3 protein-coding genes, 38 tRNA genes and 6 rRNA genes are annotated in these 18,435 nt (G+C 47.4%); 1 reads left to right on the forward strand and 46 read right to left on the reverse strand.

Features of this window, described 5'->3' with window-relative positions; translation table 11 throughout:
• Positions 1-130 precede the first annotated feature (130 nt).
• On the forward strand, positions 131-1,012 hold the full coding sequence (locus ACYQ1I_RS03405) for a LysR family transcriptional regulator (protein ID WP_459762479.1): 882 nt from the start codon (positions 131-133) through the stop codon (positions 1,010-1,012).
• Between the two features lie 106 nt (positions 1,013-1,118).
• Here the strand turns inward: ACYQ1I_RS03405 and ACYQ1I_RS03410 are convergent, their stop codons facing one another.
• The 46 genes from ACYQ1I_RS03410 to ACYQ1I_RS03635 all read right to left on the reverse strand — a co-directional run bounded on the left by ACYQ1I_RS03410 (position 1,119) and on the right by ACYQ1I_RS03635 (position 18,430).
• Positions 1,119-2,204, reverse strand: a complete 1,086-nt coding sequence (locus ACYQ1I_RS03410; RefSeq protein ID WP_459762481.1) for a shikimate dehydrogenase — start codon at positions 2,202-2,204, stop codon at positions 1,119-1,121.
• On the reverse strand, positions 2,204-3,607 hold the full coding sequence (locus ACYQ1I_RS03415; protein ID WP_459762483.1) for an aspartate aminotransferase family protein: 1,404 nt from the start codon (positions 3,605-3,607) through the stop codon (positions 2,204-2,206). Before ACYQ1I_RS03415 ends, ACYQ1I_RS03410 begins: the two co-directional genes overlap by 1 nt.
• A 232-nt stretch (positions 3,608-3,839) precedes the next feature.
• Positions 3,840-3,915: transfer RNA gene (locus ACYQ1I_RS03420), tRNA-Phe, on the reverse strand.
• An 8-nt stretch (positions 3,916-3,923) separates the two neighbouring features.
• A tRNA-Lys gene (locus ACYQ1I_RS03425) sits at positions 3,924-3,999 on the reverse strand.
• An 8-nt stretch (positions 4,000-4,007) separates the two neighbouring features.
• Positions 4,008-4,082: transfer RNA gene (locus ACYQ1I_RS03430), tRNA-Gly, on the reverse strand.
• A 25-nt stretch (positions 4,083-4,107) separates the two neighbouring features.
• Positions 4,108-4,190, reverse strand: a tRNA-Leu gene (locus tag ACYQ1I_RS03435).
• Between the two features lie 13 nt (positions 4,191-4,203).
• Positions 4,204-4,288 (reverse strand) — tRNA-Tyr (locus ACYQ1I_RS03440).
• Between the two features lie 5 nt (positions 4,289-4,293).
• Positions 4,294-4,369: transfer RNA gene (locus ACYQ1I_RS03445), tRNA-Thr, on the reverse strand.
• A gap of 14 nt (positions 4,370-4,383) precedes the next feature.
• Positions 4,384-4,460, reverse strand: a tRNA-Asp gene (locus tag ACYQ1I_RS03450).
• Positions 4,461-4,489: 29 nt separating this feature from the next.
• A tRNA-Val gene (locus ACYQ1I_RS03455) sits at positions 4,490-4,565 on the reverse strand.
• Positions 4,566-4,615: 50 nt separating this feature from the next.
• A tRNA-Glu gene (locus ACYQ1I_RS03460) sits at positions 4,616-4,690 on the reverse strand.
• Between the two features lie 6 nt (positions 4,691-4,696).
• Positions 4,697-4,771, reverse strand: a tRNA-Asn gene (locus ACYQ1I_RS03465).
• Positions 4,772-4,777: 6 nt separating this feature from the next.
• Positions 4,778-4,894 (reverse strand): 5S ribosomal RNA (gene rrf, locus ACYQ1I_RS03470).
• Positions 4,895-5,068: 174 nt separating this feature from the next.
• Positions 5,069-8,147, reverse strand: a 23S ribosomal RNA gene (locus ACYQ1I_RS03475).
• 123 nt (positions 8,148-8,270) lie between these two features.
• A tRNA-Ala gene (locus ACYQ1I_RS03480) sits at positions 8,271-8,346 on the reverse strand.
• Between the two features lie 173 nt (positions 8,347-8,519).
• A 16S ribosomal RNA gene (locus ACYQ1I_RS03485) occupies positions 8,520-10,146 on the reverse strand.
• Together the 16S, 23S and 5S rRNA genes with 32 tRNA genes alongside form the textbook arrangement of a ribosomal RNA operon.
• Positions 10,147-10,305: 159 nt before the next feature.
• Positions 10,306-10,379: transfer RNA gene (locus tag ACYQ1I_RS03490), tRNA-Gly, on the reverse strand.
• Positions 10,380-10,384: 5 nt separating this feature from the next.
• Positions 10,385-10,461: transfer RNA gene (locus ACYQ1I_RS03495), tRNA-Asp, on the reverse strand.
• Between the two features lie 69 nt (positions 10,462-10,530).
• Positions 10,531-10,606 (reverse strand) — tRNA-Val (locus ACYQ1I_RS03500).
• A gap of 44 nt (positions 10,607-10,650) precedes the next feature.
• Positions 10,651-10,725: transfer RNA gene (locus tag ACYQ1I_RS03505), tRNA-Glu, on the reverse strand.
• A 3-nt stretch (positions 10,726-10,728) separates the two neighbouring features.
• Positions 10,729-10,804, reverse strand: a tRNA-Met gene (locus ACYQ1I_RS03510).
• An 11-nt stretch (positions 10,805-10,815) separates the two neighbouring features.
• Positions 10,816-10,891, reverse strand: a tRNA-Phe gene (locus ACYQ1I_RS03515).
• A 9-nt stretch (positions 10,892-10,900) separates the two neighbouring features.
• Positions 10,901-10,977: transfer RNA gene (locus ACYQ1I_RS03520), tRNA-Ile, on the reverse strand.
• 12 nt (positions 10,978-10,989) lie between these two features.
• Positions 10,990-11,066 (reverse strand) — tRNA-Pro (locus ACYQ1I_RS03525).
• 5 nt (positions 11,067-11,071) lie between these two features.
• Positions 11,072-11,147: transfer RNA gene (locus ACYQ1I_RS03530), tRNA-Trp, on the reverse strand.
• A gap of 45 nt (positions 11,148-11,192) precedes the next feature.
• A tRNA-Ile gene (locus ACYQ1I_RS03535) sits at positions 11,193-11,269 on the reverse strand.
• A 9-nt stretch (positions 11,270-11,278) separates the two neighbouring features.
• Positions 11,279-11,355, reverse strand: a tRNA-Pro gene (locus ACYQ1I_RS03540).
• A gap of 6 nt (positions 11,356-11,361) precedes the next feature.
• A tRNA-Ser gene (locus ACYQ1I_RS03545) sits at positions 11,362-11,453 on the reverse strand.
• A 16-nt stretch (positions 11,454-11,469) separates the two neighbouring features.
• Positions 11,470-11,558, reverse strand: a tRNA-Ser gene (locus ACYQ1I_RS03550).
• Between the two features lie 9 nt (positions 11,559-11,567).
• A tRNA-Lys gene (locus tag ACYQ1I_RS03555) sits at positions 11,568-11,643 on the reverse strand.
• Positions 11,644-11,647: 4 nt separating this feature from the next.
• Positions 11,648-11,723: transfer RNA gene (locus ACYQ1I_RS03560), tRNA-Gln, on the reverse strand.
• Positions 11,724-11,735: 12 nt separating this feature from the next.
• Positions 11,736-11,812 (reverse strand) — tRNA-Arg (locus ACYQ1I_RS03565).
• Positions 11,813-11,821: 9 nt separating this feature from the next.
• A tRNA-Gly gene (locus tag ACYQ1I_RS03570) sits at positions 11,822-11,895 on the reverse strand.
• Between the two features lie 91 nt (positions 11,896-11,986).
• Positions 11,987-12,062, reverse strand: a tRNA-Val gene (locus tag ACYQ1I_RS03575).
• 10 nt (positions 12,063-12,072) lie between these two features.
• Positions 12,073-12,149 (reverse strand) — tRNA-Met (locus ACYQ1I_RS03580).
• A 21-nt stretch (positions 12,150-12,170) separates the two neighbouring features.
• A tRNA-Leu gene (locus ACYQ1I_RS03585) sits at positions 12,171-12,259 on the reverse strand.
• Between the two features lie 5 nt (positions 12,260-12,264).
• Positions 12,265-12,339: transfer RNA gene (locus ACYQ1I_RS03590), tRNA-Asn, on the reverse strand.
• 6 nt (positions 12,340-12,345) lie between these two features.
• Positions 12,346-12,462: ribosomal RNA gene (rrf, locus tag ACYQ1I_RS03595) — 5S ribosomal RNA — on the reverse strand.
• 176 nt (positions 12,463-12,638) lie between these two features.
• Positions 12,639-15,717, reverse strand: a 23S ribosomal RNA gene (locus tag ACYQ1I_RS03600).
• Positions 15,718-15,844: 127 nt separating this feature from the next.
• Positions 15,845-15,919, reverse strand: a tRNA-Ala gene (locus ACYQ1I_RS03605).
• A gap of 189 nt (positions 15,920-16,108) precedes the next feature.
• A 16S ribosomal RNA gene (locus ACYQ1I_RS03610) occupies positions 16,109-17,735 on the reverse strand.
• A gap of 230 nt (positions 17,736-17,965) precedes the next feature.
• Positions 17,966-18,041: transfer RNA gene (locus ACYQ1I_RS03615), tRNA-Met, on the reverse strand.
• 24 nt (positions 18,042-18,065) lie between these two features.
• Positions 18,066-18,141 (reverse strand) — tRNA-Lys (locus tag ACYQ1I_RS03620).
• Positions 18,142-18,149: 8 nt separating this feature from the next.
• Positions 18,150-18,224 (reverse strand) — tRNA-Gly (locus tag ACYQ1I_RS03625).
• Positions 18,225-18,249: 25 nt separating this feature from the next.
• Positions 18,250-18,332: transfer RNA gene (locus ACYQ1I_RS03630), tRNA-Leu, on the reverse strand.
• A gap of 13 nt (positions 18,333-18,345) precedes the next feature.
• A tRNA-Tyr gene (locus ACYQ1I_RS03635) sits at positions 18,346-18,430 on the reverse strand.
• Positions 18,431-18,435 lie beyond the last annotated feature (5 nt).

An 18,435-nucleotide genomic window follows, 5' to 3' on the forward strand; every position in this document is an offset into this window, starting at 1 on the left:
CAAAATTTCGCTCTAATGATATAAAGTTTCATTTTCTATGGATAAATATATCATATCAAAACAACCTATAAATTAATATTATATTTTTTCTATGATATAATAGTTTTAAGCTATGGTAGGAGGATATGGAATGGAATTTAGGCAGCTTCAATATTTTAGAACGGTTTGTCAATTAAATACGATTACCCGGGCGGCAGAAAAGCTTCATGTATCTCAGCCCTCTATAACTAACTCGATCAAAAACCTTGAAGAAGAGCTGGGAGTCAGGCTTTTCGATCGTAGCAAAAAGCAATTGCGACTTACCCCTGAAGGGCAATTTTTTCTGGAGCATGTAGAGGGCATTTTAAATTCAATGGAGGACACCCTGGCTGAAATGCAGGACTATAAGGATTTGAAAAAAGGAACCTTGAAAATCGGCGTTCCACCAATGATCGGTACTTTTTTGTTTCCTAAAATTTTTGTTTCCTTTAAAAACTGTTATCCTGAAATTGAACTGGTCATTGTAGAGGAGGGCTCCCTTACAACCACTAGAATGGTTGAAAATGAAGAGCTTAATCTGGCTATTATTATTTTACCTGAATCTGCTAATTCTCTGGAAAGTCTATTACTGTTGAAAAGTGAAATGCTGGTATGCTTGAATAAGTACCATCCCCTATGCGAAAAGCCACAGCTAAGTATGGAAGATATAAAGGATGAACCGATGATTATGCTCAAAGAGGGCTTTTATCATCGAAAAAAAATAATGGATTACTTTAACAGCTGTGGAATCAAACCCAATGTCATTTTATCATCCAATCAATTGGAAACCATCAAGAGTGTTGTATCGAAGGGGATTGGAATTTCACTATTGCTAAAGGAGATTATAGAAAATGATGATCGAGTTATCGGTCGCTCCTTAAAACAAACTATTCATATTCCCATTGGTCTGGTCTGGAAAAGGAATAGATATTTATCTAATGCCTCTAAAATTTTTATCGATTTTATTAAGGATTCCTTTATAAAGCAGGATTGATAAAATTCCAATGTAGTATTTTAAGTAGCAGAGCGACCTACCAACCTTGTTGATACAAAATAAGGATCATGGGTTTTATCACTCAATGATCCTTATTTTCTTAAATTTAACTCCCCTGCTTTACAGCAAGGTCTATGTTTTTAATCACCTTTTCAATATGGGCCTTATCGACCACCCGCTCAAAGCTCCTTAAACCTGCAAGCCGGAAGCCATGCTTCTGGGCCAGTCCTTTTATTTCATCAACCTTTTCTAGTTCTATTTCTCTCCCCAGGCTATAGCACTCATATTTTTGCTCTAGTGCCAATATCATAGTTTCTGCCATACATGCATAGGCCAGACCAGGCGGAAAACCAAAATTAAAACCAAAATTGGTTCCCTTTGGTACTTCGATCACACCACCCTCAATGACTAAAACATCCTTTCTCTTTTCTTGTACCTGCCTGGAAACATCCCTTGGTCTTGCAACATCACAAACAACAGCACCGGTTTTAATAAATTCCGGTTCGATAATCTCATGAACACTACTGGTGACGGTAATAACAACATCAGCGTTTTCAATTCCCTGTTTGATACTGGTATTAACATAGATATGCTTATTTAAATATTTTTTTTCTAATTGATCCTTAAGCTGATTAAGCTGGTGAATATTCCTGCCTATTAAATGAATTTCGGTCGCTTCACGACATGCCAGTTCGGCGCAGACCTTGCCAATTGATCCGTTGGCTCCAATAACTGCTACTACGCAATCAGACAGCTTCCTTCCAAGCAATCGGCAGGCCTCCCTTGTGGCTTCATAGGCCGCTGCAACGGTATAGGTATTTCCTGTGGTTACGGGAATATTTAAAGCCTTGGCAATGCTGATTCCTGCATCCCCTACAATGGATGTAAAGGCTCCTAGTCCTAATATTTGGGCGCCCAATTCTTCAGCGATTTTTCCAGCCTTGATGATTTTATTAATCACCTGGTCCTCTGGTAATGCCAGCATCTGTTTCGATGTAAGGGGTACTCCGATAAACCAACCCTCCGCCTGCTTTTCAGCACTGCTTAAATTGTTAATGGAGGAAACCGGTGAGGGCGGGATTTTTTCAATAATTTTTTCTACAAGGGCCTCTGGAAGATACTTTAATAATTTATACTTTCGGTAGATATCATTAATATGAATGGGATGTATTAAAAATGCAAACCGGTCCATTATTTCACCCCCTTGGTCAGGGAATTGAAAAGATTCTTTCCAGATTGCAGGGTCATTCCTGTCAAGCTGAGCCTTTTTTGTAGTATGCTTTTTAAACTATTTATAAAATAGTCTATTTCCTCATAGGAGACGATTAAAGGAGGCTCCACCCTAATCACTTGTGGATTATTTAGCGTGTAAGCTGTAACAATTTGATATTGATTAAGCAGTTCAGAGGCAATCATTCCACCTGTGTATTCAGTTAAAAGATCTTCTCCAGGCATATATTTTCTCATAAAGCTACTCCCCAGCTCTTTAAATTCGATCCCAATCATGAGTCCCCTTCCTCTGACTTCTTTAATCAAACCGTGTTCTTTTTGCAATTTTTTTAGCTTTTCAAGGAAGTATTCTCCCTTTTCAGCAGCCTGATTTATGAGATTTTCCTCCTGAATTATCTCCAGAGTGGCAATGCCAGCAGCACAGGCCCATGTATTTCCTCCAAAGGTAGAGGTATGAAGCAGACATTTGTCAAGGCTTCCGTATCCTTTCTTCCATACTTTTTCTGTTGCCATATAGGCTCCGATTGGCATAATGCCGCCACCAAGGGATTTAGCTATGCAAAGAATATCTGGCTCTATTAATTCCTGTTGGCAGGCAAACCAATAACCAGTTCTGCCTAACCCTGTTTGAACTTCATCTATAATCAGTAAAATTCCCTTAGTCTTTAAAATGTCAGCAGCTTCTTTCAAATAACCCTTTGGAGGAAGGATTACCCCTCCTTCTCCCTGGATTGGTTCGATAATAAAGGCTGCAATATCATCATACCTGTCAACTACCTGTTGTAGGCTAGAAAGGTCTCCATAGATAACCTGTTCAGTCATTGGCATTAATGGATTAAAAAATTTTTTATATTTATCTCTTCCTGTTACTGAAAGGGCCCCCATCGACTTTCCATGGAAGGAGCCTTTGCAATAGATTATTCTCGCTTTACCCGTAGCTATTTTAGCCAGTTTAATAGCCCCTTCCACAGCTTCAGCACCACTATTGCAAAAAAAAGTATGCTTTAAATCACCAGGCGCTATTAAAGCCAAATTTTTTGCCAAGGCCACTGGAATGGCGTTGATTGAGGTTTGTAATAAATTCGGTAATTCCATTACCTGCTTTAGACTCTCAATAATTCCATCGTGATTATGACCAAGATTTAAGGCTCCATAGGCCCCTAAAAAGTCCAGATATACCCTGTGGTTTTCATCCCACAGTTTATTTCCTTTAGCCTTTATGAACTTTTTATTAAGGCCCAAAAGCTTTAGTAATGTAACAAAATGGGAATTGATATAGCTCCTATGTCCTTCCTCGGTTTCCGCCTGAGTCATCTCTAAGGCTGAATCAATTGAAATTAACCTTTCTTCTGCAATTTTTTGCATTTTTATAACTTCCTTTCCTTTATGATTAAAGGATTATGATTCCTTTGTATTTAGAGTAATTTCCATTTTTATCAAGTTTTATTCGATAATAAAAAAAAAGCCGCCCTTGGGCCGGCAAGGCATGGTATATTTTAACCATGCCTTTCTTGTTCATATGAATTTATAATTTTTTTATTGAGAATATTACAGTTCAAAAAAATAAAAAACGCCTATAGTTGGCGTCTTTTTAAATTGGTGCCCAGAGGCGGAATCGAACCACCGACACGAGGATTTTCAGTCCTCTGCTCTACCGACTGAGCTATCTGGGCAAATAAAATGGTGACCCATCAGGGGATCGAACCCTGGACACCCTGATTAAGAGTCAGGTGCTCTACCAGCTGAGCTAATGAGTCACATTTAATGGAGCGGAAGACGGGACTCGAACCCGCGACCCTCGCCTTGGCAAGGCGATGCTCTACCACTGAGCCACTTCCGCATATATCGAAGTGATTTTTCTTTTATGGTGCGGGTGGAGGGACTTGAACCCCCACGGTCGCCCGCTAGATCCTAAGTCTAGTGCGTCTGCCAATTCCGCCACACCCGCATGTATTTTTAAATGGTGGAGGGAGAAGGATTCGAACCTTCGAAGTCGTCGACAACAGATTTACAGTCTGCCCCCTTTGGCCACTCGGGAATCCCTCCACTTATGGAGCTGGTGATGGGACTCGAACCCGCAACCTGCTGATTACAAGTCAGCTGCTCTACCAGTTGAGCTACACCAGCATATTAAATTAATATGGCGACCCGGAAGGGACTCGAACCCTCGACCTCCAGCGTGACAGGCTGGCATTCTAACCAACTGAACTACCGGGCCATAATACATGTTGTTTACAAATTCAAATATGGTGGGCACAACAGGGATCGAACCTGTGACCCCCTGCTTGTAAGGCAGGTGCTCTCCCAGCTGAGCTATGCGCCCAATAAAATCTCTTTCTGACTTCCAACTTCTCATTTCTCAAATCTAAATGATGGTGACCCCTAGGGGAATCGAACCCCTGTTACCGCCGTGAAAGGGCGGTGTCTTAACCGCTTGACCAAGGGGCCATGCTTTGGCTCCAGAGAGAGGACTCGAACCTCCAACCTACCGGTTAACAGCCGGGTGCTCCACCATTGAGCTACTCTGGAACATTCATGCCGCAACGTCCTACTCTCCCAGGAGGCTGCCCTCCAAGTACCATCAGCGCAGAAGGGCTTAACTACTGTGTTCGGGATGGGAACAGGTGTGACCCCTTCGCTATTGTCACGGCATTTTTTAATTAAATTTTTGAGGTTGAAAATTAATTAGCTCATCTAGTATATCATAAACCTAAGGATATGAGCAACTTAATTTTTAACTAAGCGACTGCCACAAAATTATAAATTTCGGCCATCTGCTTATATTCCCTCAAAACCACACAATGTCAAGTAAGCTGAATATATTTTTTGGTCAAGCCCTCGACCTATTAGTATCGGTCAGCTCAGTACATTACTGCACTTACACCTCCGACCTATCAACCAGATAGTCTGTCTGGGGTCTTACTCCTTTCGGATGGGAAATCTTATCTTGAGGGGGGCTTCGTGCTTAGATGCCTTCAGCACTTATCCCTGCCATACATAGCTACCCAGCGATGCCCTTGGCAGAACAACTGGTACACCAGAGGTATGTCCATCCCGGTCCTCTCGTACTAAGGACAGCTCCTCTCAAATTTCCTACGCCCGCGACGGATAGGGACCGAACTGTCTCACGACGTTCTGAACCCAGCTCGCGTACCACTTTAATGGGCGAACAGCCCAACCCTTGGGACCTAATACAGCCCCAGGATGTGATGAGCCGACATCGAGGTGCCAAACCTCCCCGTCGATGTGGACTCTTGGGGGAGATAAGCCTGTTATCCCCGGGGTAGCTTTTATCCGTTGAGCGATGGCCCTTCCACTCGGAACCACCGGATCACTAAGCCCGACTTTCGTCCTTGCTCGACCTGTATGTCTCGCAATCAAGCTCCCTTATGCCTTTGCACTCTACGCACGATTTCCGACCGTGCTGAGGGAACCTTTGGGCGCCTCCGTTACTTTTTAGGAGGCGACCGCCCCAGTCAAACTGCCCACCTGACAGTGTCCCAAGACCGGATTCACGGTCTATGGTTAGAACTTCAGTACTACAAGAGTGGTATCCCAAGGATGACTCCACCAAAACTGGCGTTCTGGCTTCTAAGTCTCCCACCTATCCTGTACATGTAGTACCAAAATCCAATGTCAAGCTACAGTAAAGCTCCACGGGGTCTTTCCGTCCTGTCGCGGGTAACCAGCATCTTCACTGGTATTACAATTTCACCGGGTCTATTGTTGAGACAGTGCCCAAATCGTTACGCCTTTCGTGCGGGTCGGAACTTACCCGACAAGGAATTTCGCTACCTTAGGACCGTTATAGTTACGGCCGCCGTTTACTGGGGCTTAAGTTCTGTGCTTTGGTTGCCCTAACACTTCCCCTTAACCTTCCAGCACCGGGCAGGCGTCAGCCCCTATACGTCGTCTTTCGACTTAGCAGAGACCTATGTTTTTGCTAAACAGTCGCTTGGGCCTATTCTCTGCGGCCGGATCAGGCTTACGGAGTAAATCCTTCACCTATTCCGGCACCCCTTCTCCCGAAGTTACGGGGTCATTTTGCCGAGTTCCTTAACAATAGTTCTCCCGTTCGTCTTAGGATTCTCTCCTCACCTACCTGTGTCGGTTTGCGGTACGGGCACCTAATAATCTCGATAGAGGCTTTTCTTGACAGTGTGGAATCAATCAGTTCGCTACTTAAATTTCGCTCCCCATCACTTCTCAGGATATGTTAAGACGGATTTGCCTATCCTAACTCCCTACCAGCTTAGACGCACACAACCAACGGTGCGCATGACCTATCCTACTGTGTCACCCCATCTCTCAAGCGATTACAGGTGGTACAGGAATCTCAACCTGTTGTCCATCGCCTACGCCCTTCGGCCTCGGCTTAGGTCCCGACTAACCCTGAGCGGACGAACCTTCCTCAGGAAACCTTAGGTTTTCGACGGGCAGGATTCTCACCTGCCTCTCGTTACTCATGCCAACATTCTCTCTTCTGTAAAGTCCACTGCTCCTTCCGGTACAGCTTCAACCCTTACAGAATGCTCGCCTACCACGCTGACGTAATCATTACTACTTTCATAAATAGCTTTGAGCTTAAGGTATTTGGCGAAAACATTGATTTAATCCTAGCGGATGGCTAAGTTTGTTTTCGCTAAATGTCCTCATGCGTCAGCATTGGATCATAAAAGTACTAATGATTACGTCAGCATCCATAGCTTCGGTGATACGTTTGAGCCCCGGACATTTTCGGCGCAGAATCACTCGACCAGTGAGCTATTACGCACTCTTTAAATGAGTGGCTGCTTCTAAGCCAACATCCTGGTTGTCTGTGCAACTCCACATCCTTTTCCACTTAACGTATACTTAGGGACCTTAGCTGATGGTCTGGGCTGTTTCCCTCTTGACTACGGATCTTATCACTCGCAGTCTGACTCCCAGGTAAAAGATAACGGCATTCGGAGTTTGATAGGTTTTGGTAACCGGTGAAGGCCCCTAGACCATTCAGTGCTCTACCTCCGCATCTCTAAACCTGAGGCTAGCCCTAAAGCTATTTCGGCGAGAACCAGCTATCTCCAAGCTCGATTGGAATTTCACCGCTACCCACAGCTCATCCGGTGACTTTTCAACGTCAATCGGTTCGGACCTCCACGAAATTTTACTTCCGCTTCATCCTGTCCATGGGTAGGTCGCCTGGTTTCGGGTCTATGGCATGAAACTAAGCGCCCAGTTAAGACTCGCTTTCGCTACGGCTTCGCACCTGAAGTGCTTAACCTTGCTTCATACCATAACTCGTTGGCCCGTTCTACAAAAAGTACGCGGTCACACATAAAAAGTGCTCCCACAGCTTGTAAGCAAAGGGTTTCAGGTTCTATTTCACTCCCCTTCCGGGGTTCTTTTCACCTTTCCCTCACGGTACTATGCGCTATCGGTCACCAGGTAGTATTTAGCCTTGGGGGGTGGTCCCCCCAGCTTCCCACAGGGTTTCACGTGTCCCGTGGTACTCTGGAGCACAGTCAAAGGCCTTCTTGTTTCATATACAGGACTATTACCTTCTATGGTGGGCCCTTCCAGACCTCTTCTATTACAATAGCCGCCTTCTTAAGACTGTGTCCGCAACCCCGATAGAGTAAACCCTATCGGTTTGGGCTCATCCCATTTCGCTCGCCGCTACTAAGGGAATCGATTTTTCTTTCTCTTCCTCAGGGTACTTAGATGTTTCAGTTCCCCTGGTCTACCTTCATTTACCTATGGATTCAGTAAATGATACTTGAACATTACTTCAAGTGGGTTTCCCCATTCGGAAATCACCGGATCAAAGCTTGCTTGCAGCTCCCCGATGCTTATCGCAGCTTACCACGTCCTTCGTCGGCTCCTGGTGCCAAGGCATCCACCCTCTGCCCTTATTAGCTTGACCATGCTAATAATCGTTCAGTTAATGATCAACATTAACTTAAAGAGTAATTGATGCATACAACAGCTTACGCTGTGTATTATTCTCAGCTTTACTTTTAAACATTGTGCAGTTTTCAAGGAACAATGGTGGAGACGAGGAGAGTCGAACTCCTGACCCCCTGCTTGCAAGGCAGGTGCTCTCCCAACTGAGCTACGCCCCCAGGTTTTTTATGATGTTAAAAATTCTTCCATTCATTTGTATTGCATCAAAACTATTGTTATGAATTCCAGAATTTTTAACTAAGCGGACTGCCACGAAAGTTATTTTAACTTTCGGCCATCTGCTTAAAGTCTTTCAAAACTAAACAGTATAGCTTAAGCCTAAGCTCCTTAGAAAGGAGGTGATCCAGCCGCACCTTCCGATACGGCTACCTTGTTACGACTTCACCCCAGTCATCGACTTCACCTTCGACAGCTTCCTCCTTACGGTTAGATAGCTGGCTTCGGGTGCTTCCGACTCCCATGGTGTGACGGGCGGTGTGTACAAGACCCGGGAACGCATTCACCGCGACATTCTGATTCGCGATTACTAGCAACTCCAACTTCATGTGGGCGAGTTTCAGCCCACAATCCGAACTGGGACCGACTTTATGGGATTGGCTTCAGATTACTCCTTCGCTGCCCTTTGTATCGGCCATTGTAGCACGTGTGTAGCCCTGAACATAAGGGGCATGATGATTTGACGTCATCCCCACCTTCCTCCGAGTTATCCCCGGCAGTCTCTCTAGAGTGCCCAGCCGAACTGCTGGCAACTAAAGACAAGGGTTGCGCTCGTTGCGGGACTTAACCCAACATCTCACGACACGAGCTGACGACAACCATGCACCACCTGTCTCCTCAGTCCCCGAAGGGAAAACTCCGATTAAGGAGTGGTCCGAGGGATGTCAAGTCCAGGTAAGGTTCTTCGCGTTGCTTCGAATTAAACCACATGCTCCGCTGCTTGTGCGGGTCCCCGTCAATTCCTTTGAGTTTCACTCTTGCGAGCGTACTCCCCAGGCGGAGTGCTTAATGCGTTAGCTGCGGCACTGAGGTTTGACCCCCAACACCTAGCACTCATCGTTTACGGTGTGGACTACCAGGGTATCTAATCCTGTTTGCTCCCCACACTTTCGTGCCTCAGCGTCAGTTACAGTCCAGAAAGTCGCCTTCGCCACTGGTGTTCCTCCTAATATCTACGCATTTCACCGCTACACTAGGAATTCCACTTTCCTCTCCTGCACTCAAGTCCTACAGTTTCAAAGGCTTACTACGGTTGAGCCGTAGCCTTTCACCCCTGACTTGTAAGACCGCCTACGCACCCTTTACGCCCAGTGATTCCGGATAACGCTTGCCCCCTACGTATTACCGCGGCTGCTGGCACGTAGTTAGCCGGGGCTTCCTCCCAAGGTACCGTCAAATTTCTTCCCTTAGGACAGAGCTTTACGACCCGAAGGCCTTCATCGCTCACGCGGCGTTGCTGCATCAGGCTTTCGCCCATTGTGCAATATTCCCCACTGCTGCCTCCCGTAGGAGTCTGGACCGTGTCTCAGTTCCAGTGTGGCCGATCACCCTCTCAGGTCGGCTACTGATCGTCGCCTTGGTGGGCCATTACCCCACCAACTAGCTAATCAGACGCGGGCCCATCCTGTACCGATAAATCTTTGACCTTAAAAAGATGCCTTTAAAAGGTATTATGAGGTATTAGCAACGGTTTCCCGTTGTTGTCCCTCAGTACAGGGCAGGTTGCCCACGCGTTACTCACCCGTCCGCCGCTAGCTTCCGCTCAACACTCAAAATTCAGTTCACTTTACAACATGTGTTGTCACTTAAATAACGCGTGAAGGACTCCATACTTCCGTCCTTGACGCTGGCTATTTAGACAAAATACTGAATTCTCAGTGTTGAGCGTCAGCCCGCTCGACTTGCATGTGTTAGGCACGCCGCCAGCGTTCATCCTGAGCCAGGATCAAACTCTTAATCAAAAAAATTTCTGGGTGTCATTTTAAAATGACTTTTATATGCTGGCTTAATATCTATACTGTTCAGTTTTCAAAGACCTGTGATTATGAAAAGCTCGTTACGACATTACTCATATTAGCACCTTCTATTATCAATGTCAAGTGCCTTTTTAAAAAAATTATTGGAGCGGGTGAAGGGAATCGAACCCTCGCGGTCAGCTTGGAAGGCTGAAGTTCTACCACTGAACTACACCCGCATTAATGGCGACCCGGAAGGGACTCGAACCCTCGACCTCCAGCGTGACAGGCTGGCATTCTAACCAACTGAACTACCGGGCCACTATATTTAGTAATTAAGATAGAAAGATTAGAAGCCAGAAAAAAATTCTTAACTTCTAATTTTGTCTTTGGTGGGCACAACAGGGATCGAACCTGTGACCCCCTGCTTGTAAGGCAGGTGCTCTCCCAGCTGAGCTATGCGCCCATATCCTAGAGGTCAAAAGTGACTTGACCTCTGATTTCTTAAAATGGTGACCCCTAGGGGAATCGAACCCCTGTTACCGCCGTGAAAGGGCGGTGTCTTAACCGCTTGACCAAGGGGCCTTGTGGTTGCGGGGGCAGGACTTGAACCTGCGACCTCCGGGTTATGAGCCCGACGAGCTGCCAACTGCTCCACCCCGCGATAAATATCATTGGTGCCCAGAGGCGGAATCGAACCACCGACACGAGGATTTTCAGTCCTCTGCTCTACCGACTGAGCTATCTGGGCTTGTAGAAATGGTGGGCTTAAGTAGACTCGAACTACCGACCTCACGCTTATCAGGCGTGCGCTCTAACCTGCTGAGCTATAAGCCCACATCCTTGCTATGGTCCGGGTGGAGAGATTCGAACTCCCGACCCCATGGTCCCAAACCATGTGCGCTACCAAACTGCGCTACACCCGGTTAAATGGCAGGGGTGGCAGGACTCGAACCCACGACACGTGGTTTTGGAGACCACTGTTCTACCAACTGAACTACACCCCTACTTTAGAGTTTCTTCATTAATAATTAAATAAACAATAGATTAGATGGTGGGCCTTCAGGGACTCGAACCCCGGACCTGCCGGTTATGAGCCGGATGCTCTAACCAACTGAGCTAAAGGCCCTAATCTATATGGTCCGGGTGGAGAGATTCGAACTCCCGACCCCATGGTCCCAAACCATGTGCGCTACCAAACTGCGCTACACCCGGTTAAACTGGCGGAGAAGGCGGGATTCGAACCCGCGCGCCGCTTACACGACCTAACGGTTTAGCAAACCGTCCTCTTCAGCCTACTTGAGTACTTCTCCAATTTAAATTTAATGCTGGCGGAGAGGGTGGGATTCGAACCCACGGCCCCTTGCGGAGTCACTGGTTTTCAAGACCAGCTCCTTAAACCACTCGGACACCTCTCCAAAATTTATTGGTGATCCATCCGCGACTCGAACGCGGGACACCCTGATTAAAAGTCAGGTGCTCTACCGACTGAGCTAATGGATCAGAATGGCTGGGATAGCAGGACTCGAACCTGCGAATGACGGAGTCAAAGTCCGTTGCCTTACCGACTTGGCTATATCCCAACAACATATTTATGGCGTGCCCACAGGGATTCGAACCCCGGACACACGGCTTAGAAGGCCGTTGCTCTATCCTGCTGAGCTATGGGCACATTTTTTAGTGGAGCGGGTGAAGGGAATCGAACCCTCGCGGTCAGCTTGGAAGGCTGAAGTTCTACCACTGAACTACACCCGCATGTTTAAAATAAGGCCGCAAGATATATCTTATCATTATTTTTATTAAATGTCAAATCTACTTTTTACCAATAACCTAAGTGGAACTTAAATGGTGGGCACAACAGGGATCGAACCTGTGACCCCCTGCTTGTAAGGCAGGTGCTCTCCCAGCTGAGCTATGCGCCCACAACAAAATTGGTAGCGGCAACAGGAATCGAACCTGTGACCTTTCGGGTATGAACCGAACGCTCTAGCCAGCTGAGCTATGCCGCCATTTTTTAAGTCACTGAAATATGGTGCCGAAGACCGGAATCGAACCGGTACGGTCTTGAGGGACCGCAGGATTTTAAGTCCTGTGCGTCTGCCAGTTCCGCCACTTCGGCACGTTTGGCTCCAGAGAGAGGACTCGAACCTCCAACCTACCGGTTAACAGCCGGGTGCTCCACCATTGAGCTACTCTGGAACATTCATGCCGCAACGTCCTACTCTCCCAGGAGGCTGCCCTCCAAGTACCATCAGCGCAGAAGGGCTTAACTACTGTGTTCGGGATGGGAACAGGTGTGACCCCTTCGCTATTGTCACGGCATTTTTTTAATTAAATTTTTGAGGTTAAAAATTAATTAGCTCATCTAGTATATCATAAACCTAAGGATATGAGCAACTTAATTTTTAACTAAGCGACTGCCACGAAATTATAAATTTCGGCCATCTGCTTATATTCCCTCAAAACCACACAATGTCAAGTAAGCTGAATATATTTTTTTGGTCAAGCCCTCGACCTATTAGTATCGGTCAGCTCAGTACATTACTGCACTTACACCTCCGACCTATCAACCAGATAGTCTGTCTGGGGTCTTACTCCTTTCGGATGGGAAATCTTATCTTGAGGGGGGCTTCGTGCTTAGATGCCTTCAGCACTTATCCCTGCCATACATAGCTACCCAGCGATGCCCTTGGCAGAACAACTGGTACACCAGAGGTATGTCCATCCCGGTCCTCTCGTACTAAGGACAGCTCCTCTCAAATTTCCTACGCCCGCGACGGATAGGGACCGAACTGTCTCACGACGTTCTGAACCCAGCTCGCGTACCACTTTAATGGGCGAACAGCCCAACCCTTGGGACCTAATACAGCCCCAGGATGTGATGAGCCGACATCGAGGTGCCAAACCTCCCCGTCGATGTGGACTCTTGGGGGAGATAAGCCTGTTATCCCCGGGGTAGCTTTTATCCGTTGAGCGATGGCCCTTCCACTCGGAACCACCGGATCACTAAGCCCGACTTTCGTCCTTGCTCGACCTGTATGTCTCGCAATCAAGCTCCCTTATGCCTTTGCACTCTACGCACGATTTCCGACCGTGCTGAGGGAACCTTTGGGCGCCTCCGTTACTTTTTAGGAGGCGACCGCCCCAGTCAAACTGCCCACCTGACAGTGTCCCAAGACCGGATTCACGGTCTATGGTTAGAACTTCAGTACTACAAGAGTGGTATCCCAAGGATGACTCCACCAAAACTGGCGTTCTGGCTTCTAAGTCTCCCACCTATCCTGTACATGTAGTACCAAAATCCAATGTCAAGCTACAGTAAAGCTCCACGGGGTCTTTCCGTCCTGTCGCGGGTAACCAGCATCTTCACTGGTATTACAATTTCACCGGGTCTATTGTTGAGACAGTGCCCAAATCGTTACGCCTTTCGTGCGGGTCGGAACTTACCCGACAAGGAATTTCGCTACCTTAGGACCGTTATAGTTACGGCCGCCGTTTACTGGGGCTTAAGTTCTGTGCTTTGGTTGCCCTAACACTTCCCCTTAACCTTCCAGCACCGGGCAGGCGTCAGCCCCTATACGTCGTCTTTCGACTTAGCAGAGACCTATGTTTTTGCTAAACAGTCGCTTGGGCCTATTCTCTGCGGCCGGATCAGGCTTACGGAGTAAATCCTTCACCTATTCCGGCACCCCTTCTCCCGAAGTTACGGGGTCATTTTGCCGAGTTCCTTAACAATAGTTCTCCCGTTCGTCTTAGGATTCTCTCCTCACCTACCTGTGTCGGTTTGCGGTACGGGCACCTAATAATCTCGATAGAGGCTTTTCTTGACAGTGTGGAATCAATCAGTTCGCTACTTAAATTTCGCTCCCCATCACTTCTCAGGATATGTTAAGACGGATTTGCCTATCCTAACTCCCTACCAGCTTAGACGCACACAACCAACGGTGCGCATGACCTATCCTACTGTGTCACCCCATCTCTCAAGCGATTACAGGTGGTACAGGAATCTCAACCTGTTGTCCATCGCCTACGCCCTTCGGCCTCGGCTTAGGTCCCGACTAACCCTGAGCGGACGAACCTTCCTCAGGAAACCTTAGGTTTTCGACGGGCAGGATTCTCACCTGCCTCTCGTTACTCATGCCAACATTCTCTCTTCTGTAAAGTCCACTGCTCCTTCCGGTACAGCTTCAACCCTTACAGAATGCTCGCCTACCACGCTGACGTAATCATTACTACTTTCATAAATAGCTTTGAGCTTAAGGTATTTGGCGAAAACATTGATTTAATCCTAGCGGATGGCTAAGTTTGTTTTCGCTAAATGTCCTCATGCGTCAGCATTGGATCATAAAAGTACTAATGATTACGTCAGCATCCATAGCTTCGGTGATACGTTTGAGCCCCGGACATTTTCGGCGCAGAATCACTCGACCAGTGAGCTATTACGCACTCTTTAAATGAGTGGCTGCTTCTAAGCCAACATCCTGGTTGTCTGTGCAACTCCACATCCTTTTCCACTTAACGTATACTTAGGGACCTTAGCTGATGGTCTGGGCTGTTTCCCTCTTGACTACGGATCTTATCACTCGCAGTCTGACTCCCAGGTAAAAGATAACGGCATTCGGAGTTTGATAGGTTTTGGTAACCGGTGAAGGCCCCTAGACCATTCAGTGCTCTACCTCCGCATCTCTAAACCTGAGGCTAGCCCTAAAGCTATTTCGGCGAGAACCAGCTATCTCCAAGCTCGATTGGAATTTCACCGCTACCCACAGCTCATCCGGTGACTTTTCAACGTCAATCGGTTCGGACCTCCACGAAATTTTACTTCCGCTTCATCCTGTCCATGGGTAGGTCGCCTGGTTTCGGGTCTATGGCATGAAACTAAGCGCCCAGTTAAGACTCGCTTTCGCTACGGCTTCGCACCTGAAGTGCTTAACCTTGCTTCATACCATAACTCGTTGGCCCGTTCTACAAAAAGTACGCGGTCACACATAAAAAGTGCTCCCACAGCTTGTAAGCAAAGGGTTTCAGGTTCTATTTCACTCCCCTTCCGGGGTTCTTTTCACCTTTCCCTCACGGTACTATGCGCTATCGGTCACCAGGTAGTATTTAGCCTTGGGGGGTGGTCCCCCCAGCTTCCCACAGGGTTTCACGTGTCCCGTGGTACTCTGGAGCACAGTCAAAGGCCTTCTTGTTTCATATACAGGACTATTACCTTCTATGGTGGGCCCTTCCAGACCTCTTCTATTACAATAGCCGCCTTCTTAAGACTGTGTCCGCAACCCCGATAGAGTAAACCCTATCGGTTTGGGCTCATCCCATTTCGCTCGCCGCTACTAAGGGAATCGATTTTTCTTTCTCTTCCTCAGGGTACTTAGATGTTTCAGTTCCCCTGGTCTACCTTCATTTACCTATGGATTCAGTAAATGATACTTGAACATTACTTCAAGTGGGTTTCCCCATTCGGAAATCACCGGATCAAAGCTTGCTTGCAGCTCCCCGATGCTTATCGCAGCTTACCACGTCCTTCGTCGGCTCCTGGTGCCAAGGCATCCACCCTCTGCCCTTATTAGCTTGACCATGCTAATAATCGTTCAGTTAATGATCAACATTAACTTAAAGAGTAATTGATGCATACAACAGCTTACGCTGTGTATTATTCTCAGCTTTACTTTTAAACATTGTGCAGTTTTCAAGGAACAATCGGTGGAGACGGAGCGAGAGTCGAACTCCTGACCCCCTGCTTGCAAGGCAGGTGCTCTCCCAACTGAGCTACGCCCCCAGGTGTTCTTAGTGGACTCGTTAACCACATTCTTCCGATTCATTTGTATTGCGATCAACAAGCTGATTGTTATGAATTCCAGAATTTTTAACTAAGCGGGACTGCCACGAAAGTTCATTTTGAACTTTCGGCCATCTGCTTAAAGGTCTTTCAAAACTAAACAGTATAGCTTAAGCCTAAGCTCCTTAGAAAGGAGGTGATCCAGCCGCACCTTCCGATACGGCTACCTTGTTACGACTTCACCCCAGTCATCGACTTCACCTTCGACAGCTTCCTCCTTACGGTTAGATAGCTGGCTTCGGGTGCTTCCGACTCCCATGGTGTGACGGGCGGTGTGTACAAGACCCGGGAACGCATTCACCGCGACATTCTGATTCGCGATTACTAGCAACTCCAACTTCATGTGGGCGAGTTTCAGCCCACAATCCGAACTGGGACCGACTTTATGGGATTGGCTTCAGATTACTCCTTCGCTGCCCTTTGTATCGGCCATTGTAGCACGTGTGTAGCCCTGAACATAAGGGGCATGATGATTTGACGTCATCCCCACCTTCCTCCGAGTTATCCCCGGCAGTCTCTCTAGAGTGCCCAGCCGAACTGCTGGCAACTAAAGACAAGGGTTGCGCTCGTTGCGGGACTTAACCCAACATCTCACGACACGAGCTGACGACAACCATGCACCACCTGTCTCCTCAGTCCCCGAAGGGAAAACTCCGATTAAGGAGTGGTCCGAGGGATGTCAAGTCCAGGTAAGGTTCTTCGCGTTGCTTCGAATTAAACCACATGCTCCGCTGCTTGTGCGGGTCCCCGTCAATTCCTTTGAGTTTCACTCTTGCGAGCGTACTCCCCAGGCGGAGTGCTTAATGCGTTAGCTGCGGCACTGAGGTTTGACCCCCAACACCTAGCACTCATCGTTTACGGTGTGGACTACCAGGGTATCTAATCCTGTTTGCTCCCCACACTTTCGTGCCTCAGCGTCAGTTACAGTCCAGAAAGTCGCCTTCGCCACTGGTGTTCCTCCTAATATCTACGCATTTCACCGCTACACTAGGAATTCCACTTTCCTCTCCTGCACTCAAGTCCTACAGTTTCAAAGGCTTACTACGGTTGAGCCGTAGCCTTTCACCCCTGACTTGTAAGACCGCCTACGCACCCTTTACGCCCAGTGATTCCGGATAACGCTTGCCCCCTACGTATTACCGCGGCTGCTGGCACGTAGTTAGCCGGGGCTTCCTCCCAAGGTACCGTCAAATTTCTTCCCTTAGGACAGAGCTTTACGACCCGAAGGCCTTCATCGCTCACGCGGCGTTGCTGCATCAGGCTTTCGCCCATTGTGCAATATTCCCCACTGCTGCCTCCCGTAGGAGTCTGGACCGTGTCTCAGTTCCAGTGTGGCCGATCACCCTCTCAGGTCGGCTACTGATCGTCGCCTTGGTGGGCCATTACCCCACCAACTAGCTAATCAGACGCGGGCCCATCCTGTACCGATAAATCTTTGACCTTAAAAAGATGCCTTTAAAAGGTATTATGAGGTATTAGCAACGGTTTCCCGTTGTTGTCCCTCAGTACAGGGCAGGTTGCCCACGCGTTACTCACCCGTCCGCCGCTAGCTTCCGCTCAACACTCAAAATTCAGTTCACTTTACAACATGTGTTGTCACTTAAATAACGCGTGAAGGACTCCATACTTCCGTCCTTGACGCTGGCTATTTAGACAAAATACTGAATTCTCAGTGTTGAGCGTCAGCCCGCTCGACTTGCATGTGTTAGGCACGCCGCCAGCGTTCATCCTGAGCCAGGATCAAACTCTTAATCAAAAAAATTTCTGGGTGTCATTTTAAAATGACTTTTATATGCTGGCTTAATATCTATACTGTTCAGTTTTCAAAGACCTGTAAATCCAAGGCCTTAGGCCCCTTCGCCCTCAAGTGGCGACTTTTATACTATATCACTTTTGACGTTTCTTGTCAAGTGATTTTAAAGATTTTTTTATCGCTTCTTTTATTTTATAAAAAGAAAGCGATTGATAAAGTTAATTATATAAATTTGGTTGCGGGGACAGGACTTGAACCTGTGACCTTCGGGTTATGAGCCCGACGAGCTACCAACTGCTCCACCCCGCGATATTACTGATATTGCTTTTCAAATGGTGACCCATCAGGGGATCGAACCCTGGACACCCTGATTAAGAGTCAGGTGCTCTACCAGCTGAGCTAATGAGTCACATTTAATGGAGCGGAAGACGGGACTCGAACCCGCGACCCTCGCCTTGGCAAGGCGATGCTCTACCACTGAGCCACTTCCGCATATATCGAAGTGATTTTTCTTTTATGGTGCGGGTGGAGGGACTTGAACCCCCACGGTCGCCCGCTAGATCCTAAGTCTAGTGCGTCTGCCAATTCCGCCACACCCGCATGTATTTTTAAATGGTGGAGGGAGAAGGATTCGAACCTTCGAAGTCGTCGACAACAGATTTACAGTCTGCCCCCTTTGGCCACTCGGGAATCCCTCCACTTA

The organism is Alkaliphilus crotonatoxidans (assembly GCF_054658015.1).